An 11,728-nucleotide genomic window follows, 5' to 3' on the forward strand; every position below is an offset into this window, starting at 1 on the left:
GGTGGGTGAACGAATACTGATCGCGCTCGGCGGCAACGCCATGACCGGGCCCGACGGAGGCGCCTCGCCAGGCGACCAGCACCGCGCGGTCGAGCAGGCGATGCGCCACGTCGTCGCGCTCATCCAGGAGGGTCACCAGGTGACCCTCACCCACGGCAACGGACCCCAGGTCGGCAACCTGATCCTGAAGAACCAGCTCGCCGCCCACGTCGTGCCGCCGGTGCCGCTCGACTGGTGCGGGGCGCAGACCCAGGCCACCATCGGCACCCTCGTACTCAACGCGCTCGACGGCCGCGCCGCGGTCGTGGTCACCCGTACGCTCGTCGACCCCGGCGACCCCGCCTTCGCCGACCCGGTCAAGCCGATCGGCCGCTACTTCAGCGAGGCCGAGGCACGCCGGTTCGAGGAACTCGGCCAGACCTGGCGCCACTTCGAGCGGGGCTGGCGCCGCGTGGTGGCCTCCCCCGAGCCGCTGGAGATCCTCGACGCGCCCGCGGTGGCCGCGCTGGTGGCCGCGGGCTTCACCGTCGTGGCCGCGGGCGGCGGCGGCGTGCCCGTGACCCGCGACGCGCAGGGGCGGCTCGCCGGGGTCGAGGCCGTGATCGACAAGGACCTCGCCGCCGCGGTGCTCGCCCAAGCCGTGCGGGCGACGGTCCTGATCATCGCGACCGACGTCCCCCAGGCCGTCGTCGGGTTCGGCACGCCCCGGGCCAGGCCCCTGGGTCACATCACCGCGGCCGAGCTGCGCGTACTGCACGCCGCGGGCCATTTCGCCGGGGGCAGTATGGGGCCGAAGGTCGAGGCCGCGCTGCGCTTCGTCGAGCAGGGCGGCGACCGGTCGGTGATCACCTCCCTGCAGGACATGGGCGCGGCGCTCACCGGGGAGACCGGCACCGTGGTGCGAAAGTGAACAGGACGCGATCGAAAGGCGGCAGAGATGCCCGAACCCATTGAAGTGCGCAAGGTGCCCATCGAGAGTGTGACCGACGCCTCCGGGCTGGCCAGGCTCATCGACGACGGGGTGATCGAGGCGCACCGGGTGCTCGCGGTGATCGGCAAGACCGAGGGCAACGGCGGCGTGAACGACTACACCCGCATCCTGGCCGACCGGGCGTTTCGCGAGGTGCTCCAGGCCAAGGGGCACCCGTCCCCGGAGAGCGTGCCCCTGGTGTGGTCGGGCGGCACCGACGGCGTGCTCAGCCCGCACGCCACCGTCTTCGCCACCACCGCGAACGCCGAGCCGAGCGACGAGCCGAGGGTGAGCGTCGGCATCGCGATGAGCGAGGTGATCCTGCCCGAGGACATCGGCCGCCCCGCGATGGTGGAGAAGGTCGCCGCCGGAGTCCGCGAGGCGATGAAGATCGCCGGGATCGACGACCCCGCCGACGTCCACTACGTCCAGACCAAGACCCCGCTGCTCACCCTGTCCACGATCAACGACGCCAAGTCGCGCGGCAAGGACGTGGTGATCGAGGACACCGGCCCGTCGATGGACATCTCCAACTCCACCACCGCCCTCGGCATCGCCGTCGCCCTCGGCGAGATCGAGATGCCCTCCGCCGACCAGATCCACCGCGACCTGTCGCTCTACTCCTCCGTCGCGTCGTGCTCCTCGGGCGTCGAGCTGGACCGCGCCCAGATCGTGGTCGTCGGCAACGTACGGGGGATCGGTGGCCGATACCGGATCGGCCACTCGGTCATGAAGGACGCGCTGGACGCCGACGGCATCTGGGAGGCGATCCGCTCCAGCGGCATCGAGCTGCCCGAGCGCCCCCACCCGTCCGACCTCGGCGACCGGCTCGTCAACGTCTTCATGAAGTGCGAGGCCGACCCGTCGGGCAGCGTGCGGGGGCGCCGCAACATCATGCTCGACGACTCCGACGTGCACTGGCACCGCCAGATCAAGGCCACCGTCGGCGGTGTCGCGGCGAGCGTCACCGGAGACCCGGCCGTGTTCGTCTCGGTCGCGGCGGTCCACCAGGGGCCCAGCGGCGGTGGCCCGGTGGCCGCCATCGCCGACCTCGGCTGACAGACGGCACACGCACCCCGGCGCACCGGGCCGGGACACCCCGCCCCCGACACATCGCCCGGGACACCCCGCCCGGGACCCCCCGCCCCCGGTGCCGGGATGCCCAGGCCCGGTGCGCCGCTCCGGCGTACGCGTCACGTCCGAGCCGAGGTCGGGCCGGGGCGGGCCGGGTGGGGCGATCGTCCCCCCTGGCCCGGCCGAGGGTAGGCTCCCGGTTCGTGCCGAGCATTCCGCGACCCCTGGTCCCCGGCGACGACGGTGCCGCCGACGCCGCCGTGACATCCGCGCTCGCCGCCTTCGCCGAGGGAGAGGCGCAGGCCGGCGAGGTCGTCGCCGCGCTGAGCGGGGCCCGGCTGCTCGTGCCGGTGGTCGCCCTGCTCAAGGAGTCGGAGATCGGCGAGCACGGGCTGCGGCAGGAGAAGGAGAGCGAGATGGCCCTCCCGAAGCTCGTCGGAGCCGACGGCCGCGAGGCGGTGCTCGCCTTCACCGGGACGGAGGCGCTGCGGCGGTGGCGCCCCGACGCCAGGCCCATCCAGGCCACGATCCTTCAGGTCTGCCAGGCCGCGGTGCACGAGGGCAGCGCGGCGGCGGTGGTGGACGTCGCGGGCCCGGTGCCCTTCGTGATCGAGGGCGGCCTCCTGCGGGCGCTCGCCGCGGTCGAGTCGGGCACCCTGGACCGGCTGGCATCCGAGGCCCCCGACGTCACAGTGGCGCGGATGGAAGAGATCGCCGAGCCTCCCAGGCGTCGGCGGTTCGGTTGGCCGCCGCGTGGACGAGGTTGACCGTGAGGATCGCCGGGGCGATCACGGCGACGAACCCCCCGAAGTCGCGTTCGAAGACCAGGGCGAGGATCACCGCCGTCACCCCGTTCTGCTGGGCCAGCCCCAGATGCACCCGGTCGATCATCGGCAGGCCGTGGGTGAGGACCAGCGCGGCGACCATCTGCGCGGCGTACGCGGCCAGCCCGAGCAGCACGCCCATCCCCATGTTCGTCCCGCCGACGAGCAGCAGGCCCGTCAGGAACGCCGACAGCGCGAACGCCGCGCTCACCGCCCGGCCCAGCCAGCGCGCGTCGGGCAGGCGCAGGTAGAGCCCGGCGGTCGCGATACCGAGCATGAGGGAGGTCCAGGCGGCCGAGACGACCGCTCCGGCGGCCGTCACGTAGGTCAGCACCGGCGGGGCCTTCCTGATCAGCCGCCACAGCAGATAGACCACGACCGCGAACAGCACGTTCAACCCCAGGTCGGCGAAGTACGAGGCCGAGAGCCCGCCGCCTCCCGAACCGCTCACCAGCGCCGCCGCGTAGACGGCGAGGATGATCGTCACCGGGTCGTCGAAGGAGGACCACGCCCCGAGGATCGTCTTCGCCTGGTTCGACAGACGGCTGTCCCGCATCATCCCGGCGACCGAGAGCGGGTCGATCTGGGCGACCACCACCGCCATGATCAGAGCCCGGGGGTCGCCGGAGACGAGGTAGACGACCCCGGCGATGAACGCGGTCTTGAGCAGCACCCCGACGGTGACCGCGAGCACGATCAGCCGCGAGTGCTCCCTCGCCTCGGCGCGGTCGATCCCGTGCGTGCTGCCGTACAGGCCGATCGCGAGCAACAGGCTGCTGAGCAGCACGTAGGCGCTGGAGTGTTCCAGATCACGCAGGCCGCCCAGGTCGGCGGCGAGCCAGCCGAAGCCGACGACGACGATCAAGAGCCCGATTCGGGCCAACGTTCGCTCCTTGGGATGGATCGCAGGTGCCCCTGGGGTTTCGGGGCGCGTTCTCGCTGGTTGATCGGGGGCAGGGTGAAGTGCCCGCGGATGGTGTCCACGAGCTTGGCCATCTTGTCGTCGGCGACGTCGACCTTCCGCTGGTCCAGGGTCACCCCGATGAGATAGCGGGTCTCGTCGACCCAGTAGAAGAACATGGCCCCGCGCTCCACGTCGAGGACCGTGCGGATGAGGGCGCCGCCCTCCAGCCTGTGCAGCTGCTGGTTGAGCCGCTGGGTCAGCCAGTTGAGCTGGTTGCCCGCCCTGAGATAGATCTTCCTGCGCTCCTCCTGGTCGGTCTCGTGGAAGAAGTGGGCCAGGTCGCCGTCCTCCAGCACGTCGGTGTAGAAGCGGCACCTCTGGTCGCCGAAGTAGGCCACGAAGTGCAGGTCGTCCTGGTCGACCATGGCCACGCAGCTGGCCAGTGCCTTCTCCACCGAGGGGCCGATGTCCGGCATGGTGCGGATCAGGATCTCCGACTCGCCGATCACCCTGCGCTTGGTGGCCGTGGGCAGCGGGCCCATCCCGGCCTCCAGGTAGGGGAGGTAGAGGCCCCGGCGATACTGGACGAGCAGGTAGACGCCGGTGGCCACGGCGAACGCGCTCACCCCCGCGGTCACCAGGCCGTGCAGCTCGCCGGGCACCCCGCCCCGCCAGAGCACGGGGCCGAACGCCGCCACGAACCCCAGGACCGCCTCGCCCGCCGCGGTGACCGTGAGCGCGACCACCATCAGCACCGGCAGCCGCGCCCTGATCCGGCCGAGCACGGTGGCGATGAGGGCGAGCGCGACGATCACCGTGATCACGGTGGCCGCGCGGGCCACGTCGTACTCCTCGCCCTCGATGTACCACGCGAGGAGTTCGAGCAGCACGGGCAGGAGAACGAGTGACGCGATGACCGCGGGCAGCTTGCTGAAGCGATCCGTGTCCACGCGTTCCTGACCTCCGGGGGTAGGTAGGGGTGCCTACAGCCTCCGTGATCATCGCCGTCATCGTCAATGACCTCCGAGGTCACTTCGATCCTTCGGTGTGGACGGGGCTCGGCGTGCGGGGTGGCCACCGGATGCGCGCCGCTCGGGACTCTTTCCGCGGAGCCGGAGACCGGTGCGGGGTGGCCACCGAATGCGGGTCTTCTCGGCCACTCCGGTGGGGGCGGGGCTCGGCGTGCGGGGTGACCACCGGGTCCCCTCGGCGGGAAGGGAGGTCGGTGCGCGGCGCGGTCGCCGGGCGCGGGCCGTTTCGGCACACCCGGCGTGGGAGGGGAGGAGTGCCCGGATTCCCGGCGCGGGCAGAGGACCGCCGATTATGGTCGGCTTCATGAGCCCCCCGGTGACCCTTCTGCCCCTCTCCGCGACGGCGGTCCTGGCGGCTCTGGCCGGACTCGCGATCGGGCGCGGGACGCGGCGCCTGGTGGCCCGTTTCTCGGGGGTCGAGTCGTCGGGGGCCGAGCTGTCAGGGGTCGAGTTGTCAGGAGTGGAGGGGGAGCGGCGGGGCGCCCGGCCCGCGGCCGGGGCCGTGGAGGGGGTCACCGCGGTGGTGCTGGCCGCCCTCGCGCTGCGGGCCCTGTGGCCGGACGCGGCGGCGGGAGCGGCCATCTGGCCGGGAGTGCCGGAAGGGGCGGAGGTCACGCCGGTCGGGAGGGGGGCGGAACTGCTCGCCTTCGGCTGGCTCGCGGTGGTCGCCGTCGTCCTGTCCTTCGTCGACGCCGCCGTCCACCGGCTGCCCGACAGGCTCACCCTCGCCGCCTACCTGGGGACCGCCGCCCCGCTCGCCGTCTCGGCCCTCGCCGACGGCCGCCTCGGGGACCTGCTCGGCGCCGGGCTGGGCGGCCTCGCTCTGGCGGGCTTCTACCTGCTGCTGTTCCTGGCCAACCCGGCGGGCATGGGGTTCGGCGACGTCAAGTTCGCGGCGAGCCTGGGCACGGCCCTCGGCTGGCTGGGCTGGAACACCCTGGTCACCGGGGCCTTCCTCGGTCTGCTGGCCGGAGGGCTCTACGGAGCCGCCCTGATGGCCTCGCGCCGCGCGGGCCGCAAGAGCGAGATCCCCTTCGGCCCCTTCATGGCCGTCGGCGCGCTCGTCGCCGTCCTCACCGCCCTGTGACCGGACCGTCCTGGTGACCGGCGGATGTCTCAACCGGTGAACAAAGGCCATTCCAGTGGGCGGCACGTGGAAGACTTGTCACCATGTTGCGCTGGTTGACCGCAGGGGAGTCCCACGGCCCCGAGCTCGTCGCGATCCTGGAAGGACTGCCCGCCGGGGTGGAGGTGACCACGGCACAGCTGGACGAGGCGCTGCGCCGTCGCCGCCTCGGCTACGGGCGCGGGGCGCGGATGAAGTTCGAGCAGGACGTCGTGACCATCGTGGGCGGAGTCCGCCACGGCCGGACGCTCGGCAGTCCCGTCGCCATCCGGGTGGGCAACACCGAGTGGCCCAAGTGGGAGACGGTGATGGCCGCCGACCCGGTCGACCCGGCCGTGCTGGAGGGCCAGGCGCGCAACGCGCCGCGTTCCCGCCCCCGTCCCGGCCACGCGGACCTCGCCGGGATGCAGAAGTACGGCTTCGACGACGCCCGCCCGGTGCTCGACCGGGCCAGCGCCCGCGAGACCGCCGCCCGCGTCGCGCTCGGCCAGGTGGCGCGGAGCTTCCTCAAGCAGGCGCTCGGCGTCGACATCGTCAGCCACGTCGTCTCGATCGGCGGGGCCGCCACCACCCCGGGTGTCGTCCCCGGCCCCGGCGACCTGGAGGCGATCGACGCCGACCCGGTGCGCTGCGCCGACCCCGCGGGCAGCGCGGCCATGGTCGCCGAGATCGACAAGGCGCACAAGGACGGCGACACCCTCGGCGGCGTCGTCGAGGTGATCGCCTACGGCCTGCCGCCGGGCCTGGGCAGCTACACCCACTGGGACCGCCGCCTCGACGCCCGCCTCGCCGCCGGTCTGATGGGCATCCAGGCGATCAAGGGCGTCGGTGTCGGCGACGGGTTCGAGACGGCCCGCCGCCCCGGCTCCCTGGCCCACGACGAGATCGAGAACACCGCCGACGGCGTACGCCGGATGACCAACCGGGCCGGTGGCGTCGAGGGCGGCATGACCAACGGCGAGCCGTTGCGCGTCAGCGCGGCGATGAAGCCGATCTCCACCGTCCCCCGGGCGCTCGCCACCGTCGACGTGCTGACCGGCGAGGCCGCCAAGGCCCACCACGAGCGCTCCGACGTGTGCGCGGTCCCGGCGGCCGCGATCGTCGCCGAGGCGATGGTCGCGCTGATCCTGGCCGACGCCGCGATCGAGAAGTTCGGTGGCGACTCCGTCGAGGAGGTCGCCCGCAACCTGTCCGGTTACCTCTCCTCGTTGGTGATCAAGTGAGCGGGCGTCCCGGCGAGGCCGCTCTCGGTTCCCCGACGGGCGGGCCGGCGTCGAAGGAGATCGTATGAGTCCCCGAGCAGTGCTGATCGGTCCTCCAGGATCGGGCAAGTCGACCGTCGGGCAGCTTCTCGCCGAGCGGCTCGGGGTCGCCTTCCGCGACACCGACACCGACGTGGAGCAGGTGGCGGGCAAGCCGGTGAGCGACATCTTCGTCGAGGACGGCGAGGAGGTCTTCCGCGAGCTGGAGGCCGACGCCGTACGGCGGGCGCTGGCCGAGCACGACGGGGTGCTCTCCCTGGGCGGCGGCGCGATCCTCGCCGAGGCCACCCGCGCGTTGCTGGCCGGACAGCCGGTGGTCTACCTGGAGGTCGGGCTCTCCAACGCCGTCCAGCGGGTGGGCCTGGGCTCGGCGCGACCGCTGCTCGTGCTGAACCCGCGCAGTCAGCTGAAGAAGCTGATGGACGCCCGTCGCCCCGTCTACGAGGAGCTCGCCACGATCGTGGTGGCGACCGACGAGCGCGAACCCGGCCAGATCGTCGACCAGATCGTGGAGGACCTGAAGCCGTGACGATCTCCAGGATCGGTGTGCCCGGCGAGAGCCCGTACGAGGTGGTGGTCGGCACCGGTGTGCTCGGCGAGCTGCCAGGCCTGCTGGGGGCGGGGGTGAGCACCGTCGCCGTGATCCACCCGGAGAGCCTGCCGGAGATCGCCCGTCCCGTCTGCGGCGCGATCGAGGCGGCCGGGTACGAGGTCGTCGCGCTGCCGGTGCCCGACGCCGAGCGCGCGAAGACGGTCGAGGTGGTCGCGGAGCTGTGGTCGGCCTTCGGCCGCGCGGGCGTCACCCGCTCGGACGCCGTGGTCGGCGTCGGCGGGGGAGCCACCACCGACCTGGCGGGGTTCGCCGCCGCCACCTGGCTGCGCGGCGTCAAGGTCGTGCAGGTGCCGACCACCCTGCTCGGCATGGTCGACGCGGCGGTGGGCGGCAAGACCGGCATCAACACCCCCGAGGGCAAGAACCTCGTCGGGTCCTTCCACACGCCCGCCGGGGTGCTGTGCGACCTGGCGACGCTGGTCTCGGTGCCCCGCGACGACTACGTGGGCGGTCTGGCGGAGATCATCAAGGGCGGCTTCATCGCCGACCCCCGGATCCTCGAGCTCATCGAGGACGACCCGGACGGCGCCAGGCGCCCCGAGGGACGTCACACCCGCGAGCTGATCGAGCGGAAGATCCGGATCAAGGCCGAGGTCGTCGGGGCCGACCTGCGCGAGAGCGGTCTGCGGGAGATCCTCAACTACGGCCACACACTGGCGCACGCGATCGAGCGCGTCGAGGAATACCGGATGCGCCACGGCGAGGCCGTCGCGATCGGCATGGTCTACGCGGCCGAGCTGTCCCGGCTGGACGGCAGGATCGGCGCCGACGTCGTGGAGCGGACCAGGTCCATCCTCACCTCGGTCGGGCTGCCCACCGCCTACCGCCGCGAGGCCTGGCCCGAGCTGCGCGACCACATGCGCCTCGACAAGAAGAGCCGCGGAGCCAAACTGCGCTTCGTCCTCCTGGACGACCTGGCGAAGGTGTCTCCGCTGGTCGACCCGCCGGAGGAGCTCCTGGAGGCCGCCTACCACGAGGTCGCCCGGTAAGTCTGCTGAGTCACGTCGGCCGCCGCGGCAGGCGCGCGGCCATCAAGGAGCGGTGAGTGACCCGATGAGACCCGTCTACGTGCTCAACGGCCCCAACCTGGGGCGGCTCGGCACCCGCGAGCCGGATGTCTACGGCGCGGAGACCTTCGCCGACCTGGCCGCGCTCTGCCGGGACACCGGCAGGGAGCTCGGCCTGTCGGTCGACGTCCGGCAGACCGACGACGAGGCCGAGATGCTGGGCTGGCTGCACGAGGCGGCCGACGGCAGGATCCCCGTGGTGCTGAACCCCGCGGCGTTCACCCACTACTCCTACGCGCTGCGCGACGCCATCGCCCAGCGCACCGCGCCCCTGGTCGAGGTGCACATCAGCAACCCGGCCGCCCGCGAGGAGTTCCGGCACAACTCGGTGGTCGCCGCCGTGGCGACCGGCACCATCGCGGGCTTCGGCCTGCGGTCGTACGTGCTGGCGTTGCAGGCCATCGCCGAGACCGCCACCTGATCCCGGGCCGGTAAGAGGGCCTCGGGCTGCCGCATCGGCCGTCACCTTGAGGTGCCCGGCCGGTGGCGTTGTTCGCCGTGAAGCGGTCCGAGTCGATCGGCGGCGGCCACGCCTCGGCCTGCCGCACCGGCCGTTTTCTGATCCGCGGATCCCTCGGCGACGAGGGACCCGCGAATCCGGCGCCGATGGTCTCAGGAGGAGCTGAGGCGCTTGAGGGCGCTGCGGACCTTCGCCGGATCGTTGGTGGGCCAGAAGGGTGGCAGCGAGTCGCGCAGGAACCCCGCGTAGCGTGCCGTCGCGAGCCGGGGGTCGAGCACCGCGACCACACCCTTGTCGTGCTGGCTGCGCAGCAGACGGCCCGCGCCCTGGGCCAGCAGCAGCGCGGCGTGGGTGGCGGCGACGGACATGAACCCGTTGCCGCCCTTGGCCGCGACGTGGCGCTGGCGGGCGGAGCTGAGCGGGTCGTCGGGGCGGGGGAAGGGGATGCGGTCGATGATGACCAGGCGCAGCGAGGGACCGGGGACGTCGACACCCTGCCAGAGCGACAGCGTGCCGAACAGGCAGGTCGGCTCGTCCTCCGCGAACTGCTTGACCAGCAGCATCGTGGAGTCGTCTCCCTGGCAGAGCAGCGGCACGCTCAGCCGGTCGCGCAGGGCCTCGGTGGCCGCCTTGGCGGCGCGCATCGAGGAGAACAGGCCGAGGGTGCGGCCTCCCGCCGCCTCGATCAGCTCGGTGATCTCCTCAAGGTATGCCTCGGGCAGGCCGTCGCGCCCCGGCTGGGGCAGGTGCTTGGCGACGTAGAGGATGCCGCTGCGCGGGTGGTCGAAGGGGGAACCGACGTCGATGCCGGTCCAACCGGCTCCGCCCTTGTCGCGTTTCTTCCGCTTCCTGTCCCCGCCTTCCCCGCCTTCCCGCGTCTCCTCTTCCACGGGTTCCGCGGCGTCCTTCCCGCCGCCCAGGCCCCACTGGCGGGCCAGGCCGTCGAAGGCGCCGCCCAGGGCGAGCGTGGCGGAGGTCAGGATGACCGTACGGTCGCCGAAGAGCTTGTCGCGCAGCATGCCCGCCACCGTGAGCGGCGCCACCCGCAGCAGGGGAGGACGCCGGTCGGTGCCCGCCTCCAGCCAGACCACCTCGGCCCGGTCGATCTCCTCGGCGTGGCCGAAGGCGTCGAGCATGCGCTGCGCGGTGTCGTGGACCTCGTCCAGCGAGGTGAAGGCCGCCCTGCGCAGCCCCGCGCCCTCCGGGTCGTCCTTGTCGCCACCTCGCGGGCCGAGGGCGGTGATGCACGCCCACGCCGCGTCGCGGGTCAGGGCGAGTGTCATCCCGAGCACCTGGGGGAGCTCGTCGAGGCGCCCGGCGGGGGCCGCGGCGAGCAGGGCCTTGAGGTCCTCGCCGGCCTCCATGAGCCGGTCGGCGAGGTGCTGCTCGATGAGCTTGCCGACCCGCCGCGCGGCGACCGCGACCATGGTCTCCGACAGCTCGCCGCTCACCACCGAGGTGACGCGGTCGACCAGCTCGTGGGCCTCGTCGACCACGACCACCTCGTGCTCGGGCAGGAGAGGGAAGTCCTCCATCGCGTCGATCGCGAGCAGCGCGTGGTTGGTCACGACCACGTCGGACTCACCGGCGCGGGCGCGGGCCAGCTCGGCGAAGCACTCCATGCCGCTCGGGCAGCGGGTGGCCCCCAGGCACTCCCTGGCGCTGACCGAGAACTGGCGCCAGGCCTGCTCGTTGACACCGGGGACGAGCTCGTCGCGGTCGCCGGTCTCCGTCTCGTTCGCCCACTCCTGGATGCGCTGGACCATCCGGCCCGTCGCGTTGACCTCCCGGGGGTCGAAGAGCTGGTCCTGCTCCTCGTCCGGCCATCCCGCGCTCGCCTTGTATCGGCACAGGTAGTTGCGGCGGCCCTTGAGGATCGCGAACGCGGGCTCGTGCGGCAGCTTCGGGGCGAGGGCCTTGGCGAGGCGGGGCAGGTCGCGGTCGACGAGCTGGCGCTGGAGCGCGATGGTGGCGGTGGAGACCACCACGGCGCCCTTGGAGGTCATCGCGTGCCTGATCGAGGGGATCAGGTAGGCGAGTGACTTGCCGGTGCCCGTGCCGGCCTGGACGGCGAGGTGGTCGCCCGACTCGATCGCGTGCTGCACCGCCCTCGTCATCGTGATCTGCCCGGGGCGCTCGACCCCGCCGACCGCCTCGACGGCGGTGCTCAGCAGATCCTCAACCGGGGGAATATCCACCTTTGAGGAGACGTCTTCGGATGGGGCGATGGAGTCGGTCGGCACGACAGCCAACCGTACCCGTTCGCCCCGACAGTCGCGGCTGCTCCGGCGAGTCGCGGCGTGGACGCATACCCGTATTCCGGAACCCGAGGTTCACGTCACATGGCAAACTGGCTGGATCACCCGGCTCATCAATCCTCGTAAGGTCAAGGGAGGG

The 11,728-nt window shown here is 72.5% G+C and carries 11 protein-coding genes; 8 read left to right on the forward strand and 3 right to left on the reverse strand.

The genetic code is table 11. The annotated features are described in order from the left end of the window. The first annotated feature begins 1 nt into the window (after position 1). The 3 genes from ABT352_RS22270 to ABT352_RS22280 all read left to right on the forward strand — a co-directional run bounded on the left by ABT352_RS22270 (position 2) and on the right by ABT352_RS22280 (position 2,811). The gene (locus ABT352_RS22270) at positions 2-910 is read left to right on the forward strand and encodes a carbamate kinase (protein WP_350946797.1); all 909 of its coding nucleotides are present in this window, start codon (positions 2-4) and stop codon (positions 908-910) included. Between the two features lie 27 nt (positions 911-937). Continuing rightward, positions 938-2,029, forward strand: a complete 1,092-nt coding sequence (bar, locus tag ABT352_RS22275; RefSeq protein WP_350946798.1) for a barbiturase — start codon at positions 938-940, stop codon at positions 2,027-2,029. Positions 2,030-2,247: 218 nt separating this feature from the next. Further along, positions 2,248-2,811: an SseB family protein gene (locus ABT352_RS22280; protein WP_350946799.1), complete on the forward strand. Its 564-nt coding sequence runs from the start codon at positions 2,248-2,250 to the stop codon at positions 2,809-2,811. Here ABT352_RS22280 and ABT352_RS22285 read toward each other — a convergent pair. Both ABT352_RS22285 and ABT352_RS22290 read right to left on the reverse strand, forming a co-directional pair. After that, positions 2,732-3,751, reverse strand: coding sequence for a cation:proton antiporter (locus tag ABT352_RS22285; protein WP_350946800.1), 1,020 nt, complete (start codon positions 3,749-3,751; stop codon positions 2,732-2,734). The genes ABT352_RS22280 and ABT352_RS22285 overlap by 80 nt on opposite strands. Beyond that, positions 3,730-4,722, reverse strand: a complete 993-nt coding sequence (locus ABT352_RS22290) for a hypothetical protein (protein ID WP_350946801.1) — start codon at positions 4,720-4,722, stop codon at positions 3,730-3,732. Before ABT352_RS22290 ends, ABT352_RS22285 begins: the two co-directional genes overlap by 22 nt. Positions 4,723-5,107: 385 nt before the next feature. On the opposite strand from ABT352_RS22290, the gene ABT352_RS22295 reads away from it, so the two are divergent. The 5 genes from ABT352_RS22295 (at position 5,108) to aroQ (ending at position 9,292) form a co-directional block, all read left to right on the forward strand. Then, entirely contained in the window at positions 5,108-5,890 is a 783-nt protein-coding gene (locus ABT352_RS22295) for a prepilin peptidase (RefSeq protein WP_350946802.1), read from the forward strand. Positions 5,891-5,973: 83 nt separating this feature from the next. Then, positions 5,974-7,152 (forward strand): chorismate synthase, encoded by a 1,179-nt coding sequence (aroC, locus tag ABT352_RS22300; protein ID WP_350946803.1) that lies wholly within the window; start codon positions 5,974-5,976, stop codon positions 7,150-7,152. Positions 7,153-7,216: 64 nt separating this feature from the next. Beyond that, a complete protein-coding gene (locus ABT352_RS22305; RefSeq protein WP_350946804.1) occupies positions 7,217-7,720 on the forward strand; it encodes a shikimate kinase in 504 nt (167 codons plus the stop codon). Continuing rightward, positions 7,717-8,793, forward strand: a complete 1,077-nt coding sequence (gene aroB, locus ABT352_RS22310; protein ID WP_350946805.1) for a 3-dehydroquinate synthase — start codon at positions 7,717-7,719, stop codon at positions 8,791-8,793. Before ABT352_RS22305 ends, aroB begins: the two co-directional genes overlap by 4 nt. 64 nt (positions 8,794-8,857) lie before the next feature. Further along, on the forward strand, positions 8,858-9,292 hold the full coding sequence (gene aroQ, locus ABT352_RS22315) for a type II 3-dehydroquinate dehydratase (RefSeq protein ID WP_350946856.1): 435 nt from the start codon (positions 8,858-8,860) through the stop codon (positions 9,290-9,292). 191 nt (positions 9,293-9,483) lie between these two features. Here the strand turns inward: aroQ and ABT352_RS22320 are convergent, their stop codons facing one another. Further along, positions 9,484-11,574, reverse strand: a complete 2,091-nt coding sequence (locus ABT352_RS22320) for an ATP-dependent DNA helicase (RefSeq protein WP_350946806.1) — start codon at positions 11,572-11,574, stop codon at positions 9,484-9,486. Positions 11,575-11,728: the final 154 nt, after the last annotated feature.

It is taken from the genome of Streptosporangium sp. NPDC000563 (assembly GCF_040299985.1).
In the GTDB taxonomy this organism is placed as follows: Bacteria; Actinomycetota; Actinomycetes; order Streptosporangiales; family Streptosporangiaceae; genus Streptosporangium.